General features: G+C 44.1%; 19 protein-coding genes, 2 tRNA genes and 1 other RNA gene. 18 read left to right on the top strand and 4 right to left on the bottom strand.

Annotated elements, in window-relative coordinates; genetic code table 11:
• From P8O70_16640 to sdhB, 6 genes are all read left to right on the top strand, one after another.
• Positions 1 to 112 (top strand): ribonuclease HII (locus P8O70_16640; GenBank protein ID MDG2198469.1); only part of this gene is annotated, 112 nt, incomplete at its 5' end.
• 3 nt (positions 113 to 115) lie between these two features.
• On the top strand, positions 116 to 472 hold the full coding sequence (locus P8O70_16635) for a YraN family protein (GenBank protein ID MDG2198468.1): 357 nt from the start codon (positions 116 to 118) through the stop codon (positions 470 to 472).
• Between the two features lie 9 nt (positions 473 to 481).
• Entirely contained in the window at positions 482 to 751 is a 270-nt protein-coding gene (gene rpsT, locus P8O70_16630; protein ID MDG2198467.1) for a 30S ribosomal protein S20, read from the top strand.
• A gap of 109 nt (positions 752 to 860) precedes the next feature.
• The gene (locus P8O70_16625; GenBank protein ID MDG2198466.1) at positions 861 to 1,478 is read left to right on the top strand and encodes a succinate dehydrogenase; all 618 of its coding nucleotides are present in this window, start codon (positions 861 to 863) and stop codon (positions 1,476 to 1,478) included.
• A 68-nt stretch (positions 1,479 to 1,546) separates the two neighbouring features.
• Positions 1,547 to 3,481, top strand: a complete 1,935-nt coding sequence (gene sdhA / locus P8O70_16620) for a succinate dehydrogenase flavoprotein subunit (GenBank protein ID MDG2198465.1) — start codon at positions 1,547 to 1,549, stop codon at positions 3,479 to 3,481.
• Between the two features lie 13 nt (positions 3,482 to 3,494).
• Positions 3,495 to 4,244 (top strand): succinate dehydrogenase iron-sulfur subunit, encoded by a 750-nt coding sequence (sdhB, locus tag P8O70_16615; protein MDG2198464.1) that lies wholly within the window; start codon positions 3,495 to 3,497, stop codon positions 4,242 to 4,244.
• 51 nt (positions 4,245 to 4,295) lie between these two features.
• Here the strand turns inward: sdhB and kdsA are convergent, their stop codons facing one another.
• Positions 4,296 to 5,144 carry a 3-deoxy-8-phosphooctulonate synthase gene (gene kdsA / locus P8O70_16610; protein MDG2198463.1) on the bottom strand — a complete coding sequence of 283 codons (849 nt, stop codon included), beginning with the start codon at positions 5,142 to 5,144 and terminating at the stop codon, positions 4,296 to 4,298.
• A 216-nt stretch (positions 5,145 to 5,360) separates the two neighbouring features.
• Between kdsA and P8O70_16605 the strand changes: the two genes are divergently transcribed.
• Positions 5,361 to 8,201: a calcium-translocating P-type ATPase, PMCA-type gene (locus P8O70_16605; GenBank protein MDG2198462.1), complete on the top strand. Its 2,841-nt coding sequence runs from the start codon at positions 5,361 to 5,363 to the stop codon at positions 8,199 to 8,201.
• 155 nt (positions 8,202 to 8,356) lie between these two features.
• Complete coding sequence (locus tag P8O70_16600; protein MDG2198461.1) at positions 8,357 to 9,610, top strand: MFS transporter; 1,254 nt, start codon at positions 8,357 to 8,359, stop codon at positions 9,608 to 9,610.
• 74 nt (positions 9,611 to 9,684) lie between these two features.
• Here the strand turns inward: P8O70_16600 and P8O70_16595 are convergent.
• Positions 9,685 to 9,761: transfer RNA gene (locus P8O70_16595), tRNA-Arg, on the bottom strand.
• A 3-nt stretch (positions 9,762 to 9,764) separates the two neighbouring features.
• Positions 9,765 to 9,840: transfer RNA gene (locus P8O70_16590), tRNA-His, on the bottom strand.
• A 135-nt stretch (positions 9,841 to 9,975) separates the two neighbouring features.
• Between P8O70_16590 and P8O70_16585 the strand changes: the two genes are divergently transcribed.
• From P8O70_16585 to P8O70_16550, 8 genes are all read left to right on the top strand, one after another.
• Entirely contained in the window at positions 9,976 to 10,608 is a 633-nt protein-coding gene (locus tag P8O70_16585) for an ABC transporter ATP-binding protein (protein ID MDG2198460.1), read from the top strand.
• A 149-nt stretch (positions 10,609 to 10,757) separates the two neighbouring features.
• On the top strand, positions 10,758 to 13,013 hold the full coding sequence (locus P8O70_16580) for a hypothetical protein (protein ID MDG2198459.1): 2,256 nt from the start codon (positions 10,758 to 10,760) through the stop codon (positions 13,011 to 13,013).
• Between the two features lie 25 nt (positions 13,014 to 13,038).
• On the top strand, positions 13,039 to 13,338 hold the full coding sequence (locus P8O70_16575) for a cell division protein ZapA (GenBank protein MDG2198458.1): 300 nt from the start codon (positions 13,039 to 13,041) through the stop codon (positions 13,336 to 13,338).
• A 78-nt stretch (positions 13,339 to 13,416) separates the two neighbouring features.
• Positions 13,417 to 13,597: non-coding RNA, 6S RNA (ssrS, locus tag P8O70_16570), on the top strand.
• 29 nt (positions 13,598 to 13,626) lie between these two features.
• Positions 13,627 to 14,538 (top strand): tyrosine-type recombinase/integrase, encoded by a 912-nt coding sequence (locus tag P8O70_16565; protein MDG2198457.1) that lies wholly within the window; start codon positions 13,627 to 13,629, stop codon positions 14,536 to 14,538.
• Positions 14,528 to 15,754: a beta-ketoacyl-[acyl-carrier-protein] synthase family protein gene (locus P8O70_16560; protein MDG2198456.1), complete on the top strand. Its 1,227-nt coding sequence runs from the start codon at positions 14,528 to 14,530 to the stop codon at positions 15,752 to 15,754. The genes P8O70_16565 and P8O70_16560 overlap by 11 nt, the downstream gene beginning before the upstream one ends.
• Complete coding sequence (locus P8O70_16555) at positions 15,745 to 16,002, top strand: acyl carrier protein (GenBank protein MDG2198455.1); 258 nt, start codon at positions 15,745 to 15,747, stop codon at positions 16,000 to 16,002. The genes P8O70_16560 and P8O70_16555 overlap by 10 nt, the downstream gene beginning before the upstream one ends.
• A gap of 34 nt (positions 16,003 to 16,036) precedes the next feature.
• The gene (locus P8O70_16550; protein MDG2198454.1) at positions 16,037 to 16,903 is read left to right on the top strand and encodes a UTP--glucose-1-phosphate uridylyltransferase; all 867 of its coding nucleotides are present in this window, start codon (positions 16,037 to 16,039) and stop codon (positions 16,901 to 16,903) included.
• A 12-nt stretch (positions 16,904 to 16,915) separates the two neighbouring features.
• Here P8O70_16550 and P8O70_16545 read toward each other — a convergent pair whose 3' ends face one another.
• On the bottom strand, positions 16,916 to 17,407 hold the full coding sequence (locus P8O70_16545) for a DUF4262 domain-containing protein (GenBank protein ID MDG2198453.1): 492 nt from the start codon (positions 17,405 to 17,407) through the stop codon (positions 16,916 to 16,918).
• 249 nt (positions 17,408 to 17,656) lie between these two features.
• On the opposite strand from P8O70_16545, the gene P8O70_16540 reads away from it, so the two are divergent.
• Entirely contained in the window at positions 17,657 to 17,839 is a 183-nt protein-coding gene (locus P8O70_16540; protein ID MDG2198452.1) for a hypothetical protein, read from the top strand.
• 679 nt (positions 17,840 to 18,518) lie between these two features.
• Positions 18,519 to 18,783: IS1 family transposase (locus P8O70_16535; GenBank protein ID MDG2198451.1), on the top strand; the 265-nt coding region annotated here is incomplete at its 3' end.

The raw sequence follows: 18,783 nt of genomic DNA, 5'->3' as shown, positions 1-18,783 counted from the left end.
ATATCCACAGTGGGAATTTTCAAAGCACAAAGGCTACCCTACTAAACGTCACAAGGAACTGTTGCAGCAGTTTGGTCCAACCCCAATTCATAGAAAAACGTTTCGCTGGTGAAGGATGTCGGCCAGAAAGAATTTAGGGATTGATGGGGAGAATTTGGCTGCGAAATATTTGGAGAATCTTGGGTATAGTATTGTAGGGAGAAACTTCAGACACCGTCTCGGTGAAATTGATATTGTAGCAGACTACGAAGGCTATCTTGTGGTTTGTGAAGTAAAATTTCGATCTAGCGGTAAAATTGATCCATCTTTTTCGGTTACCCTGGCAAAGCGCACAAAACTCAGAAAACTTTATGAGGTGTTCATTAATAGGTACCCAGGTAAGCTGAGAATGCAGCCTCGCTTCGATGTGATTTTGATTATTTTGTCAAAAAACTATGCTCCAGAGTTGGAGTATATTCCCAATGCCCTTTGAAGGAGAAAAATGGCACACCATAACTCTGCACTTAAGCGAATCCGTCAAACGATCAAGCGCACGGCAAGAAATCGTTCTGAGCGCTCATCCTTGAGAACTTCAGTGAAAAAATATCGAGAAGTTTTGGCTGGAGATGACAAAGCTTTAGCTGCAGGTGAGTACCCAGAAATTCAGAAGAGAATTGATAAAGCAGTAACAAAAGGTATTCTGCATGCGCGAACTGCAGCACGCTACAAATCACGCCTTGCCTCAGCGCTAAATAAGGTTTCAGAATCTTGACATCTGGAGACGTGATCGACTAGATTAAGCTTTCTGCTCAGCTGGCCTAAAGTGTGACTGGAGAGACTCACTGCTATAACCTGCGATTTATTCCTGAAAAAAGGTCTAGATGAACTCCCATTTCTTTACCCGCCGTGTTCATAGTCTTACAGGTATTATCCCAGTTGGCCTCTTTCTAATATACCACCTCTATACCCAACTCTATCTTCATCAAGGGGCTGAGAAATATAACGAGCATACGAATGCATTCTATGAAAGCCCATTAGCAATCTGGCTACTGATCATCTTCGTTTACATACCGCTTTTCTATCACTCGATTTTAGGGGCAAAACTCTCCATCGAGGCAACCCCACAGCCTTCCTATCACTATTTTTCACATCTTCTATACTGGCTTCAGCGAATTAGTGGTATCGGCGTTCTATTATTTATTTTTGCTCATCTTTATAACACTAAGGTGATGCCATTGATGACCGATACTTACGGCCAACACTTCGAACACTTGGCAGAGGGATTTGCTTCTGCAGAAACCGGGTGGCTCACAAAAAGTGTCTATTTACTTGGAATTTTGGGCGCAACCTTCCATTTTGCGAATGGTATCAACACATTCAGTATGACTTGGGGGCTTGCTCTGACACCCAGAGCACAGTTGAGAGTTAGGGTTTTGAGCATCATAGTTTTTGTTCTCCTGACCGCAGTAGCGTTGTATTCACTGTCAGCGATCTGGTAGAATCTCCAGTAATAAGTTTTCAAGAATCACCCGCCTAAATTCATCCAATTTAAAATGGAGAAAAATCCATGACTAAGCAGAGAGCCATCGTTGTAGGAGGGGGGCTTGCTGGATTGGCCGCAACCATGAAAATTGCGGAGCAGGGAATGTCAGTGCTACTGGTTTCATTCCTTCCGGTGAAACGATCCCACTCGGTTTGTGCTCAGGGTGGAATCAACGGGGCAGTAAATATTAAAGGAGAAGGAGATTCTCCGGAGATACATTTCTACGATACCGTAAAGGGAGGGGACTTTTTGGGGCACCAACCTTTGTGTAAGGATATGTGCTATCATGCCCCCTTCATCATTTATTTACTGGATCGAATGGGGGTTCCATTCAATCGAACACCTGAAGGCAACTTAGACTTCCGCAGATTTGGAGGCACCCTACACCATCGGACTGCTTTCTCTGGTGCCACCACGGGCCAACAGCTACTTTATGCATTAGATGAGCAGGTTCGAAGATACGAAGTTGAGGGCTTGGTCGAAAAGATAGAATGGCATGAATATCTTGGGGCTGTTCAGGACGAAGATGGAAAATGTGTTGGGGCTGTAATCCAAAATCTAAGAACTGGTGATATCCGAGCAGAGAGAGGTGATGTGGTCATATTGGCCACTGGAGGACCTGGGGTAGTATATGGTCGTTCTACAAATTCTGTGGTTTGTACTGGAACTGCAACAACCTCAGCTTATTTACAAGGTGCTAAGTATGGAAATGGTGAATTCATTCAAATTCACCCCACGGCTGTGCCTGGTCGTGACAAATTGCGATTGATGAGCGAATCTGCACGGGGTGAAGGTGGTAGAGTTTGGGTTCCTAGAAAAGCCAATGATCAGAGAGATCCAAAAGAGATTCCAGCGGAAGAGCGGTTATATTTTCTTGAAGAGAAATACCCCAGATTTGGGAATTTGGTCCCAAGAGATGTTGGTGCAAGAGAAATCTACGATATTTGTGTGAATCAAGGCCTGGGTGCGCATGGAGACATGAAGGTCTATTTAGACCTTACTCATCATTCACGCGAATTCCTGGATAGAAGGCTTGGAGGAATCCTTGAAATTTATGAGAAATTTACTGGGGTGGATCCTCGCGAGGAGCCAATGGAAATCTTTCCAGCTGTTCATTATTCGATGGGAGGGATTTGGACAGATTACAACAGGACAGCCGATGGTTTTATTGATCACCAGTCCCCTCGCAACCAAATGACCTCAATGGAGGGGCTATATGCAGCGGGAGAAGCTGATTATCAGTACCATGGGGCCAACCGACTTGGAGCAAATTCACTATTGAGCTGTATATACACTGGCTTGATGATGGGACCAGGAGTTGTGAATTACATCAAGAATCAAAAAATGTCTGCAACTGACCTTCCGTCTTCCTTGTTTGATCAGTCACAACAACAATGGCAAGAAAAGTTTACTAGCATCAAGCAAATGAAGGGTAAGGAAAACCCATACAAGCTCCATGCGGAATTATCAGAAACGATGATGTCAAATGTCCTCATCGTTCGCGACAATGCTAGACTTGCTGCAACCGTTGAAAAAATTGATGAATACGATGAACGCTGGAAAGATGTTGAATGTTTGGACACGAGTGACTGGACCAATCCAGTGCCAAGCTTTGTAAACCAACTCTACAACATGATTCAGCTTTCAAAGGTAATTGCTAAAGGTGCGCTGCTCCGTGACGAGTTCAGGGGGGCCCACTATAAGCCAGAATTTGAAATCAACCAGCCAAGTGATTTTAAGCCAGAAAGTTTCCTTGAGTACACCAAGTTGAAGGCGGAGGGAGGCCTCAAACAAGATTCTTTCAAGCCAGATCACCTTGAATATATGCGGCTTTACGAGGAATCGAACGAGAAATGGCTGAAAAGTTCGATTGCGACTTTCAATGGAAAAGGCCCTGATATCAGTTACGAAGCTGTAGATACATCATTGATTCAACCACGTCCACGCAAGTATGACTGAACTAGGGAGCGAAATGTCAAACAAGACAATTACCTTTAAAATCCTCCGGCAAGATGGGCCTAATCATCCCTCTTACTGGGAGACCTTCGTGATACCTTATCTGCCAAATTCGAATGTCATTTCCTGCTTGATGGATATTCAAAAGAATCCAATCAATTCAGAAGGGAAGAAAGTACGTCCGGTCGTTTGGGACTGCAACTGCCTAGAAGAAGTATGCGGAACCTGCACAATGGTGATCAATGGCAAGACTCGCCAGTCTTGTAGTGCTTTGATCGATAAGTTAATGCAACCAATTACCTTGCAGCCTCTGAGCAAGTTCCCCGTTGTCAGGGATCTAGCCGTGGACCGCTCCAGAATGTTTGAAGCACTGAAGCGGATTAAAGCCTGGGTTCCGATGGATGGCTACCATGATCTTGGGCCTGGAGATAAGATTCTACCAGATCATCAGGGAGTCGCTTACAAACTTTCAGAGTGCATGACCTGTGGCTGCTGCGTTGAAGCATGCCCTCAGTACAGTCGTGATAACAATTTCGTGGGAGCAGCAGCGATCAGCCAAGCACGCCTGTTCAACATGCATCCTACCGGAAAATTAATCGCCAATGAGCGACTAGACTCCCTGATGGACGATGGCGGAATTGCTGCTTGCGGCAACGCTCAAAACTGTGTAGAGGTATGTCCAAAATCAATCCCCTTGACGGAAAGCATAGCCGAGATGGGCCGTCAATCCTCAAAAAGATTCTGGAAAACTCTCTTCCAAATCTGAATCCAGCCAACCCTCTTGTGCAAAACAAGAAGGTGTTCCGTCCCTCCAAGCTTATTCCACTTCAATTGGTGGCAGGCTTTTAGCCAACTCATCCTGCTTCTTAAGTTGAATCAGTAAAGCTTCTAATTTGTCCAAAGGCCAAGCACTGGGTCCATCGCATTTTGCCTCAGAGGGATTTGGGTGGGCTTCCAGAAAGATTCCCGCAATGCCAGTGGCTAATCCCGAGAGGGCCAATTCTCGGAGTTGCTGTCGACGACCACCAGCAGCAGAGCCTTGTCCACCAGGAATCTGTACTGCGTGAGTTGCGTCAAAAATTACAGGTGCACCTAGTTTTTTCATCAAGCCAAAGCCCAACATGTCCACAATTAAATTATTGTATCCGAACATTGTCCCCCGTTCACATAGCATAACTTGGCTATTACCTGCGCTCTCAAACTTCTGAAGAATATTTTCCATTTCAGAGGGAGAAAGGAATTGTGCTTTTTTGATATTGATAGCTTTCTGAGTCTTTGCGAGAGCTATGACCAGATCCGTTTGCCTCGATAAAAAGGCAGGCAGCTGGAGTATATCTACCACGGAGGCGACAGCACTTACTTGATGAGGCTCATGTACGTCTGTAATTACAGGTACATTGAAAGCCTGACGGACTTCCTCCAGCCATTTCAATCCCTCTTCAATTCCAGGTCCACGAAATGAGTGAACTGAGGAGCGATTCGCTTTATCAAATGACGCCTTGAATACATAAGGAATCGAGAGCTTTTCTGTTATGTTAACAAAGGTCTCTGCTGTTCTAAGTGTGAGTTCCCGACTCTCTAACACATTCATCCCTCCAATTAAAACGAAGGGAAGATGGTTTCCAATTACAATTTCAGTAGATAACGGAATAGTACTAAGCGGCATAATTTAATTTGGTAGAATGTAAACGTCTAATTCAGGATAATCAGATTAGATTAATTTTTATCAATGATATGAAGTATTTGTCACATATTTTTCACATGAGTAATCTATGGGAGAAAAGGATAGAAATAGCTTTACGAAGGGGAAAAATCTGCTAGCATCCATAATGTCAAAATATTTTAACAAAGTGATGAACCGAGGTTTTACAAAGGAGTCTAGATGAAATTTCAGTACCCTGGTTTGACTGAAGCAGAAGCGCTGCAGTCGAGAAATCAGAATGGTTCAAACGCGGTAACTACACAGGAGGTAGAGAGCTTTTCCGACAAGCTACTGGCAAACCTGAAAGACCCAATCATTATCATCCTGATTGCTGCGCTTGGGATAACAGTTTTCCTCTCCCTGATTGGCTTTGCTCCTTGGTATGAGGGTGTAGGAATCGCGATTGCTGTAGCGTTGGCTACTCTTGTTGCGACCTGGTCAGAGTACAGTAATGAGAATGAGTTTCAAAAGCTTCTCGAAGAAGCATCATTAGTTAAAGTGAAAGCCTTCAGGGATAATACACTTCAAGAAATTAGCATCAACGATTTGGTTGCTGGGGATAATGTTGTTTTACAACCAGGTGATACAGTGCCGGCTGACGGATACTTGCTCGCTGGGAAACTCGAAGTAAACGCTGCTGCCCTAACTGGGGAATCAGAACCTATTAAAAAGGTACCAGTCGAAGACCCAAATAAAATTGATGAAGAGCGAAACGAACTTCCGCGTGCGGCTTTGGTTGATGATGGTGAAGGTGTGATGCTGGTCACTGCTGTTGGTGACAAGACCAAATACGGTCAAACCATGAAAGAGTTAGTTTCGGCCGAAGACCGTTTATCTCCTTTACAAGAAAAGTTAGCAGATCTTGGTCAAAAAATCAGCCGTTTTGGCTACATTGGTTCTGTGATGATTGCCTTTGCATTCATGTCAAATCACATCTTCATTGAAGCCGAGAGTGTAGGCCTATACTTCTCGCAGCCATTTGGAGAGATTGTCCACGATATCGTAACTGCAATAGTATTAGCCATCATCATCATCGTGGTAGTAGTTCCAGAGGGACTCCCAATGATGATCGCAACCGTCCTTTCGATGAACATGCGTAAGCTGTTGAAGGCTAAAGTTCTCGTGAGGAAGCTACTCGGAATAGAAACAGCTGGTAGTCTGACGGTATTGTTTTCCGACAAAACTGGAACCCTGACGCAGGGCTTATTACAGGTTGCTGATACTCTAGACGGTACAGGCAAGCACCACTCTAAGCTTGATGAAATTCCTGATGGCCTGCGCAATGAAATTGTCTTCTCCTTGCGCAACAATACCAGCGCTGCCATTGACACTACCGGTCCAAAACCTGTCATTGTTGGAGCTAATCCAACTGAAAAAGCCCTACTTAGATACTTGGCTGAGAACCTAAACGAAAAAGACGATGTAGAACTCGTCCAAAATATCCCCTTCAAGAGCCTCTACAAATTTTCAGCCTCACAAGTGAAAGGTAAGAAGTCAGTCACGATGGTCAAAGGAGCCGCCGAAATTGTGCTGGCTAACTGTACGGCCTATATAGACGAAAACGGAGAGCGCCATCCTTTACCTTCGCATGAGAACTTGCTAGAGGAGATGGATAAGATGTCCGAGCGAGCTATGCGTTTGATTGGGCTAGCAGTGACCGATGAGTCAATTAGTGAGGATCCTTCCCTGCCTCAAAATCTTGCTTTAATCACCATCTTCGGGTTGAGAGACGAAATTCGTCAGGAAGCTAAAGTTGCAGTTCAAGAGGCTCAAGCAGCTGGAATTCGCGTGGTTATGATCACGGGTGATGCGAAGAATACTGCGCGTGCGATTGCCAAAGAAATGGGGATTATCCAAGGGGATAATCCAGTTGTGACGACCTCCACAGAACTGGGAGAAATGTCTGACGCTCAGGTTCGCGACATGCTTCCGAATCTTTGTGTCGTATCAAGAGCACTACCAACTGATAAAAGCCGCCTTGTTAAGGCTGCCAAGGAACGCAATTGGGTTGTGGGTATGACGGGTGATGGCGTTAATGACGCCCCCGCTGTAAAAAATGCCGATGTTGGATTCGCTATGGGGAGTGGGACTGAAATGACGAAGGAGTCCAGTGATATTGTCATTTTGGACGACAACTTCTCATCACTAACTCGTGCTGTCCTTTATGGAAGGACATTGCTAAAATCTATAAGAAAGTTCCTAATCTTCCAACTTTCAGTAAATGTTGCTGCGATTCTGGTGGCTTTCTTCGGCCCTTTCTTTGGAATAGGCCTGCCGCTCACCATGACTCAAATGCTCTGGATTAACCTTGTTATGGACACTCTGGCTGCGATTGCCTTTGCTGGAGAGGCTGCTCTGAGTCGATACATGAAGGAACCTCCAATTCCAAAAAATGCACCATTAATTACTCCAGACATGTGGTCTGCTATTTTCACAAATGGGATTGCGATGGCTATCATGAGTTTGTTCTTCTTGACCAGTGATGGACTCAGCAGTTTCTTTGCCTGTGATGAAAGTCGTTGTGGATTACCAACAGATCCAGGTTACAATCCAGATGCAGTATTGTTGACAGCATTTTTCGCGTTCTTTGTTTTCATCAACAATTTCAATAAATTTAACTCACGTACAGAGGGTACAGATCTATTTGAGTATATTGGTGAAAACAAGAATTTCTTACGGGTCGTTGGCTTGATCTTCTTCCTCCAGATCATCTTCACTTACTTGGGAGGTGAGGTTCTACGAACTGTTGGTTTAGGCTTTGGTGAATGGCTGATGGTTCTTATTTTGGCGGTCTTGATCATTCCAGTGGATCAAATTCGTAAAAGAATTCGGGATCGGATTATGGAGGCAATGGAAGCAAAAGGGCGCCAAGGTCACCGGGAAGGAATGCTGCGTGGCCAAGAACATGAGCGAGTTGAAATTGCTCGCAGGCTAGTCAACAGTGAAACTGAGATGAGCATTGACGTTGTTGCCACAGCAACCAAGATGAAACCTGAGGAGTTAGAGAGATTGAAAGCCTAAGCTTTAAGAAGTAGCTGCTACTCCGGCCTGGCATGCACAAGGCCGGAAAGCTTACCAAAGTAAGCTGACATTTTTAATAATGTATTCCCACCGCTGATTCATCTTCCGTTACCAGAATCCCCACTCTACTCCTGAAAGACAGAGTTGTTTTGAATATGCACTCAGACAACAAGGCATCATTGTTTACTCCAGTGCTTTTGGCTGGTTCCGTCATTCTAATGGTTGGTTTTGCAATCAGGGCCAGCTTTGGGGTTTTTCAGGTCCCTATCGGTACCGAGTTCCTTTGGCCTCGTTCAGAGTTTTCTCTCGCGATTGCTATTCAGAATCTTGCTTGGGGAATTGGACAACCACTCTTCAGTGTCATTGCAGAGAAGTGGGGAGACCGAAAAGCAATTGTGCTTGGGGCACTCCTGTATGCTCTAGGACTAGTTTTGAGTAGCTATGCCGTCACTCCAGAAGCACTTCAAATACTAGAAATTTTAGTTGGTTTTGGAATCGCTGGGACAGGTTTTGGGGTGATCTTGGCTGTCGTTGGAAGAAGTACGAGTCCTGAGAATCGTTCCCTAGCGTTAGGCATTACCACAGCAGCTGGCTCAGCTGGTCAGATTGTTGGTCCTCCAACAGCTAGTTGGTTACTTGGGATAATGCCATGGTCCGAAGTTTTTCTGGTTTTTGCAGTTTCGATTCTCTTTGTCTTAGTAGTTCTCCCTTTCTTGCGATCAACCAATTTTGCTACTCGGCAAGATTTGGAGGAGAGCCTAGAAGAAGTTTGTGGCAGGGCTTTCAAGGATCCAAGCTTCATCATGATTTTCTTGGGATTCTTTTCCTGTGGCTTTCAACTGGCTTTCATCACTGCACATTTTCCAGCTTTAGTGGAGGAAATGTGTATGGGAATACCTCAGGATAGTCTTTTACGGAGCATTGGAGTCTCAACAACGTCGGCGTTGGGTGCATTTTCAATCGCTATGATTGGCATAGCAAATCTTTTGGGAACCATAGCCGCAGGGGCACTGGGGAAATACTTTCTAAAGAAAAATTTGCTATCGTTGATTTATCTAGGCCGCACAATTGCGGCTGCAGCCTTCATCATGTTGCCAATTACGTCGAACTCAGTTCTATTGTTTTCAGCTGTGATGGGAAGCTTATGGTTAGCCACTGTGCCACTAACCTCAGGATTGGTTGCCTATAACTACGGACTTAAGTACATGGGTACTTTATACGGATTGGTTTTTTTATCTCATCAACTGGGTGGTTTTGCAGGGGTATGGTTAGGTGGTCTGTTCTATGATGAATTTGGGTCTTACGATGTAGTTTGGTGGGTTGGCGTTGGGGTGGGAGCTTTCTCAGTCATCGTTCATCTTCCAGTGAAAGAGCAACCATTGCTCAAGAGAGCAGCAGTAGGATATTAAAATTAATTGCGAGGGTCTTTTTGAAAGCAGGAAAAGCGGGGTAATCGAAATGATTGTATTTTGTGAGGAAGGCATGGCGCGCCCGGGAGGATTCGAACCCCCGACCCTTTGATCCGAAGTCAAATGCTCTATCCAGCTGAGCTACAGGCGCCCATGGGGCGAGAGATGGGACTTGAACCCACGACCACTGGAATCACAATCCAGCGCTCTACCAACTGAGCTACTCCCGCCATCAGCAAAGCGATTAAAAATTACTTTGATTGCTGTCACTTGTCAACTTTGATTAAGGATTCTATTTGGAGATTTTAGCGAAAGATTTTTTAGAACTTAATGAATTGAACAAGTTCTATTTGGAAGGTGGTGAGATGCGTGAAGTCCTTCGAAATGTAAGTCTTAAAATTCAAGAGGGACAGATAGTGGCTTTGTTGGGAAGAAGTGGTTCTGGCAAATCTACTTTGCTCAACTTACTGGCTGGGATCGATGAACCGTCCTCAGGAAGTATTAGGATAGCGAAAACCATGTTGAATGAATTGGACGAGCACCAAAGAACTCTATTTCGTAGAAAAAATATTGGATTCGTTTTCCAGTCCTTCAATTTAATTCCTACATTGACCGTTGAAGAAAATCTGTTGCTACCAATGGAATTAAATGGAATATCTGTAAAAATTGCCAAAGCTAGAGTTGCTGAGTTTATGCAGGAACTAGGTTTGGGGGATCGATTGGAAAGCTTCTCTGATCGGCTTTCTGGTGGGGAACAGCAGAGGGTAGCGATTGCCAGAGCACTGGTTCACGAACCAAATTTAGTATTGGCCGATGAGCCCACTGGTAACCTAGATCGACAAACTGGAGAGCAAGCTTTAGGTTTATTTAGGGAACTTATTCGGAAAGCAGGGAAAACCATGATCGTAGCAACCCACAGCAGCGATGTGTTGGGAATAGCAGACAGAGTGATTTCTTTGGAAGGGGGAAAACTCATTGAAAATGATGCTCCCAATTGAGTTGGGGCGTCTATTGCTTGTGGTTTCGAGAAGTTGGCTGCAATCTAGATTTTTTTCAATTTTTTCAGTTCTCAATTGTTTTGAAAAAACAACTAAAGTGAATCCTTAGGGGATTTCGAAGTTTTGACCCATCACACTCTTTGAAGGTTATGGATACAGTTTCAGAACAGACTGCCGTAGAGGAATCGCAAAAATCGTCTCTGCAGGTCAGTTTCTACATTTTCCGCGCGTTAGCATTTGTAGATCGCAACCGATCGACTGCATCGTTGATGGGAGTAGTCTTACTCGTTGTTCTTGGCGACATTCTTTTCGATGCAGTCCTCTTCGAGCCATACAAGGGAATCATCGCTTTTTTCAGCGGTAGTTTTCCAGAGGGCTTTGAAGGTGTTGATATGGGGTTCAGCGCCGAAGTCTGGCAAGCCCTGCTAGGAATGATCTTGGGAACTTTGATCCTGGTCATTTCGATTGCTTCCCAAAGTATTCCAAAACTGATCGACCTCTACATGAAAGATCTGCCTAGTTTGATCTACGTGTGGTTTTTGATCGTTTCGGGAATGCACGCAATTCTCATCAACCTGTATGCCGATATTGATCTGGTCCGCCCTGCCAGCAGAGTTTTTAACACCCACATTCTCCTCGTTCTCTCAGCATTTTTTGCATTTCCCTATATTTTCTACATTCTGCGTTATACCAAACCAAGCAACGTCATTAGTCGCATTTATGGGAATAATCTTGATCAAATTCATGATCTGACAACGGAAAGAGCCCAGGCACTCATTACAGTGCCAAATATCCGCGAGCAATACCAAGTTCAGATGTTCGAGGCTTTGAACCAGTTGGACGACATTCTAGAATATGTGTCTTTTAAGGAACTCAAAGCGGATATCATTCATCAGATGAGTTTGACAATTCATGAATACGTTCGAGTCAAATCTCATATTGGTGAAGAATTCTTCTCGGTAATGCCCAAAGTGCGAACAGACATCAGCTTTAAGACTATGATCGGTCAGTACGGAGACATGGAGAAATCAAAGACATTTTACGAGCAGAAGTTGTTCCGCCTACTCGGAAATGTTTACATACGGCAAATTGAAGACGGATCATTTGATCTGGCTTCATTGGTGGCTGCAGAGATGTCCGAAATCGGTCTAACCGCGATTGAAGTAGAGGATGATAACTTAGTAGATGTGATCATTATTCGATTTAACACCCTTCTTCGATTTGCGATCAAGCATGCGATCAAGAACAACGAAGCGAGAAATCTTTATAACGTTGCGTTCCACTATGGGAATTTTGTAAATCATTTGGCAGATCATCAGCGGATTGATTACCTCAAACGCTGCTTCATGTACTTCAGAATTTACGGTATTGAAATCTTTAAGCATGGGAAAAATAGCCCCGCTCTGTATTTCATTGTCGATGTCATCGCTACTGAGATGAAAAAGCTGTTGGAGAAGGTTTATAACGAGAAATGGGATAGGGATTTACAAACTCATCTGCTTGGAGAGATTCTGCAAGTTGATAACCCACCGGATGTTAACAAAGAGGACCTAGATCAAGGTGTTCTGATAAATAACGGAGTGAGGATTCTGCAGATTGGATTGGCTCTTTTCTATGAGCGAAATAATGATGAGGAGTTTGTCGAGAAAATTCTTAAGGACGTAATGGATGATGTTAACGTTCTTGGGGAAATTAACTTTAGCAAAGTGATTGAAATCTCATGTGGTCGATTGAAATTCGCAGGGCCCACCTTTTGGGAGGATACTGACCGTGGAAATCTCAATATTTATTACACACCAGATCAAAATTTAGTTGATGGTTTTAAGGTAAAACTATACGAACGTGCTCGTTTGAAATTAATCGAGACGGTTAGTAAAGAGTTCCGTTTGGAAGAAAATGAGGCTCAACTGTTGTGGGAAATGTCTAGATTGATGGATGTTAAAGACTACAAGGCAATTACTAAGAAGGCTGAAATCTTTGAGCAGTCAATTCAGAAATTAGGACAACTGGACTATCAGAAGTTAGATCTTTTGGTGAAGCTTAGGGAGAAGTTGAGGTTCACTTCTGAAAATCCAGATCTGGTTGTAGGAAATTCCCGTCAGGTAGCTCCAGGAGTACAGCTAACTGCGAGTTATAGATCACCAACAGATCATCATCAGAATGAAGAGTTCAGCGCTCTTGTCAGGTTTAACTCTCCTAATTTCATTTATTTTGAACCCAGTGACACAAAACAACTTCCCGCATATAATAAAGAGCGGCCACTCCCAATCACATTCCGTTTCACGACAAGCCGACATAAGCGTGTTTACCAGTTTAATTCACAGCTTGATCCATCAAAACCTCAGGAGCGGAACCTGTATCGTGTTCTGCACACCGAGAAGGTGAAAATCATTGCAGAGGGCTAACTTTCTACCTTGTTGAGGAACTGCCATGTCTGACGCCAAAGCTGATCGCAAACAGTATCAAATTATAGTCAACGGTAACCGATTTGCGATTGCAAGTCCTTATGGCGAAGAGCACATAAGGAAAGTGGAGAGCTTTTTGGAACAACAAATTTCAACAATCCAACAAAGTTCTAGCTCTATTTCCTCCAGTAATTTGTACTTGTTAGTGGCCTTAAATCTGGCTGATCAGTTGATGAGACAGAAGCAACAACCGCAGTATGATGAAATGGAAAAAAATCTTCGTGATCTTTGTGAAAGACTTGATCAGGTTCTAGTCCAAGCTTGAATTCACTTGCCCAGATGGACTGTATTCGCTAAGGTTCAATATGGTCTAAAAATCACTTTGCCTGTGGTTTTTTGCCGAGAAGTCCTGCGGTTCTTGTGATGACAAACTTTTGTTGCCTTTTCATCACCACGCGGAGATTGTCCCTGAGAATGGTGAGCACGCCTTTACTAAGGAAGCCTAAAGTTCTTATACGCTTCTCCACCTATTCGGGCTAGGCATCAAAAGCCCCATTTGCTCACACGGTTCTCGTGGGCTTCTCCTCCACTTCACTCCTACATCTGCTTCCTCATGGAACTGCTGCTTCAAGAATTTATGGAATGGTTGAAGTCGCAATCCTACTCAGACAGTAGCCTGAAAAACCACCACGATGACACTCAGCAGTTTCTGCATTGGTATGTAGCCACCACAGAGGCTGGGGACCTAGGGAAGGTCAATCACTTGCTTATGGGACAATATCGAGATCAGTTGCTTGATTTTATGCAACCCAGCTCGGTTTGCCGTCATCTTTCTTCCTTAAAACTATTTTTAAATTGTGCAGAGGGAAAAAATTGGATTCGTGTCAACCCGCTCCATCTCGTAAAGTTTCCTGAAATTCCCCCAAAGCCCCCAGAACTATTGAGTACAAACGAGGTTGAAGATTTATTGGAGGCTCCTTCAGATGATCATTATCTTGGACTGCGAGATCGAGCAATGTTGGAATTGCTCTATTCAAGTGGCTTAAAAGTTCATGAATTGTTGAATTTAGACACCTCAGATTTATTTTTAGATTTGGGTTTTCTGAAGGTGCGAGGTCGAAGGGAGCGAATGGTTCCGGTTACTACAATGGCAATTGAGGTACTTCAAAAATACCTCAAAGAAGGTAGACAGGACAGATTGCGCTTCGAGGAAGATTTGTGCTTATTTCCAAATAGAGATGGTGAGAGAATGACGAGGGTTGGGTTCTGGTTCATGATTAAGAAGCACGCAAAACGAGCTGGAATTCAGAGCCGTATCAATGCACGTATTCTCCGTCATTCATTTGCAGCACACTTGTTGGAGAATGGGTTGGATTTAACAGATCTTGCTCAACTCTTTGGATACGTCAGCTTGGATGCTACTCTTCAATATGCCCATATCAACCGGCCAGATTATGTTGAGGTTTATAGGCGATGTCACCCTGGGATCGTTGGAGTTGTGAATCGAGATCAGAATGGGGCGTAAGCGTGTCTTCGTCACAGGTATGGGAATATTCTGTCCACTCGGTGTTGAAATCAAAGAATTTTGGAATAATCTCTCCCAGGGGAAATCCGGTGTCCATCACATCACCAAATTCGATCATACCCCCTCCCTGACTAAGGTAGCTGGGATCATTCAAAATTATGATCCCAAGAGTTATTTTTCCCCTAGAGTGCAGCGGTCGTGTGAAGCCTTTGTCCAATACGGTTTGCTTGCAGCAAGAGAAGCAATAGTACAGTCTGAAATTACTGGTCCTGACCTAGCAAAATGTGCTGTTGTTACTGGGACGGGAATTGGAGGAATTGTTTCCTATAAGCCTGCTTACGACGCACTGTATCTTCCAGAGACAAATAAGAAGATCAATGCCTTCACAATTCCCAAAATGATGAACAATGCGCTCTCAGCGCAAATTGCGATCAATCATGGCTGCAAGGGTAGGAATCTAACTGTAAATACTGCTTGTTCTTCTGGAGCAAATGCAATTGGAATTGGTTCAGAATGGCTCCAGAAAGGTCTTTATGGCACTGTGATTTGTGGGGGAGCTGAAGCACCTGTGACTTATGAATTGCTACGAACATGGGAGGCGATGGGGGTGCTATCAAGGAGTATGGATGCTCCAGAGCGGGTATGTAAGCCATTTGCGATGGATCGAGATGGTTTTGTGCTCAGTGAGGGAGCTGCTATGATCGTTCTTGAGACAGAAGAGTCCTGCACTCGAAGAAATCAATCACCGATCGCAGAGCTGATTGGGTTTGCTTCGAATTGTGATGCAGAAAGTTTAACAAGCCCGCAACTGGAGGGAGTGAGCCTTGCGATTCAAAAGACTCTTAAAGATGCAGAGATATCTCCAATTGATGTGGATTGCATAAACCTACACGGAACGGGTACGAAGTTGAATGATCAAACTGAAGGGGTGGCAATCAAGAAAATCTTTGGTAATCAAATTCCCCTTTGTAGTGCAAGCAAGTCACAATTAGGACATAGCATGGGAGCGGCTTCTGCTATTGAAGCTGTAGTTTCTGTACTATCCATCCAGCACCAAATCGTTCCACCAAGCTTGAACTGTCAACCTGCTGACCCGGCATGTCATCTGCAAAATCTTTCTCCAGTTTCACAGAAACATAAAATCCAAAACGTACTCTCAAATTCCTTTGCCTTTGGAGGTAGCAACACCTGCTTGTTGTTTCGCTCATGCAACTAAGCGAAGAAAAAATCCGAGAAGGTTGCCTCAAAACAATTGCTCGTGAACTAGATCTCCCACTTGAAGAGGTGGAGTTGGATTCAAATCTAAGAGATGATCTAGATCTGACATCTTTAGATGCGATGAACGTAATTATGGCCTTGGAAGATGAATTTGGTCAGGAAGCCGACATAGAGCAAATCCTTGAACTACAGACCGTTCAACAACTGGTAGAATATCTATTGAATCTTCTTCAACAACCAAAGTGATTGCCTGTAACACCTGAATAGAAATGGAGTCTTGATGAAAGGTGTGATTTTAGCAGCTGGCTATGCAACGAGGTTTTTACCAGCGTCTAAGACGATTCCAAAGGAAATGTTTCCTCTAATTGACCGGCCAGTGATTGATTTCATTGTTCAAGAGATGGTGGATTCTGGTATTGAAGACATCCTTTTGGTATCTTCACGCAGAAAAAAAGTTTTAGAAGACTATTTTGATCGAGAAGTTGAACTGGACTCTGCATTTTCCAAAGCGAACTCCATTGAAAAACTGGAGTTAATCAAGCCAACGAGTGCAAACATCTTCACATTGAGGCAACAAGAGATGATGGGGACAGGCAATGCCCTGATGCTAGTAGAACCCTTTGTCCAGGATGCTCCCTTTGTGGTCGCGTATCCAGATGACATCGTGATGGGGAATCCTCCGTTGACACTACAATTGATTGAGGCTTACAGGGAAACAGGCAACACGATCCTGACTGTAGAAGCACTTCCCGAAGAAAATATATCTCGCTATGGAGTGATTGATCCTGTTAATGAAGGGGAGATCATGGAGGTCAGAAAGATGGTGGAAAAGCCAGCCCCTGGAACTGAACCCAGTAACTATGCGTCTTATGGTCGGTATCTGTATACTCCAGAAATTTTTGGTGCACTTCGTGCGACAGATAATACGCATAAGCATCAATATGAATTTACACAGACGGAAGCGATTAATCAGTTGGCTTCAAGAGGCAAGGTTTCAGCAGTCAAAATGAAGGGGACTCGTTACGATGTTGGGGAACCCTTGGGATATTTGTTGTCCTCACTACAATTTGGTTTGAGGCAGGAACGCTTTCGAGAAACGCTAATCTCAGAAATGGAGAGAATGCTGCAGCAGGAAAAAGTTGGATGAACAGATTCTATTTCAACGAAGGGTGGCTTGCTCCAAAAGAGCGTAGGCCTCACAAGTATCTCTTTCAGGCATCGTTGAATCTGGAAACCACTGCTGAATTAGACATTCTTCTTCGCAACCTTTCTGCCAGGGATAGAGGTTGTTTTCATCAGGCCAAACCAACCGAAGTCTTCCATTGGTCATCGGCTTGCTGAGTGGATCAATTGGATTTTCCACGAGGATCAAATCAACTCCATCTACAATATCTTCAAAATGGCAGTTGGCATGAAATTTTTCACCATTGACGACTCGTCGGGCCAATTCATTCAGCAACATTGCGGCGATTTCTTGATTCAGTCCAATGAGTTCAATCTCCTGGTGTTCATAGCCCCAGCTTAGACCAACCGTGTGTGTGAAAAGTTCATCGCGGTAAATTGACGAAATGAGACTCCAACCATACTGATCCAAATCGGCGCGAATCTTTGTATAAACAGTTTCCCGGGTGGGAAAATCAGATGGTCCCATGAGAATCACTTTTGAGGAGGTTCCAATCCAATGAAACACACAAACTAGCCAATTGCGTATATTTTGTAACTAAAGGCTGTGATGGTAACTCAAACTAAGAAAAAAAGAAAACAAACTCCCTGGCATCGATTGGAGGGCACTACAAATTTTTATCCTCAGTATCTAGATGGGGCAAGAGACCGGGTAACTCCAATTAAACCTATACAACCAAACGAATTTCAAAGAGTGGAGCCTCGTTACCAATTGTCTATGAGTGAGACAAGAGATACAGGACTGGGGCCAATATTCTTGGAAGTAGAATATCCAACTCCAGAACAGCGAGCAAAAGGTGCAGACAATGCCAAGCAGCCTGAAGAAGAAAAAGAACCAGATCCACTATTCAAATGTCCAGTCCATGCGAAGAAAAAAGTGCGGACAGACAAGTGGGGTTAATTTAAAGAGTTAGGCCGAATATCTCCTTATACCATCATCAATATTTTCTAAATAGTAGTTCCATAATTGTTGAGGCACAGGTCTAGACACTGTGTTCCTGTTTTTTATCAGGAAGACCGGTTTGAAAATACTGCAATCAAAGATTCCCAAGGCAAATCAACCGCTTTTTCGAGAGTCCCTCTCTGATCAGAAATTCAGGAAGTCGACCACAACCCATGTCCTGTCTAAGAATTTCAAGCTTCCAGGCATGAGTATTCACAGTCCAGCGTTCTACTTTCTCCAGTATACCGAAATTCCTCCGATTGGCTTCAACTCAATTTCGAGCGATGGAGCAATTGCGTAGTTTGGACAAATGAAGTAATCTCCGCGACTTGGCGATCTAACGATGCACAATGTCCTCACTGTGCTCATCCAGACTACATCCTCTTTGGTAAGAATCGAGGAGCTCAACGCTACCGCTGCCAAGCTTGTTGACGAACCTTTCAGACGCTGAGCAGGGGCAAGGATCCTGCCCTCAAAGAACAGGCTCAAAAGCTATACCTCGAAGGATTAGGGCTCAGAGCCATTGGCAGAATCCTCGGGGTGCATCACAAAACTCTTTCCCGCTGGCTTGTCCAGGCCGCAGGGCAGTTACCAGTCAACCAACCCAAGACGAAGGCCTGCTCTTTGATTGAGGTCGATGAACTCTGCAGTTTTGTTGCTAAAAAAATCTAAATGCTGGATCTGGGTAGCGCTGGATTCTACTGTTGGCAAAGTGCTTGGCTTTGTCTGTGGTAGTAGATCGATCAAGACCGCTAGAGAGCTTTTCAAGCAATGGAAGGGCTTGCCTACCACGGGCTATGGCACAGATTTTCTCAAAACCTATGAAAATCTGATCCCCACAGCTTTACACCACCAAGGCAAGACATTCACGACTCAGATCGAATCACTCAATTGTCATTTCA

The organism is SAR324 cluster bacterium, assembly GCA_029245725.1.
Classification (GTDB): Bacteria; SAR324; SAR324; order SAR324; family NAC60-12; genus JCVI-SCAAA005.
Note: the sequence above shows the minus strand (reverse complement) of the source record. Positions and strands in the feature narration are given on the sequence as shown.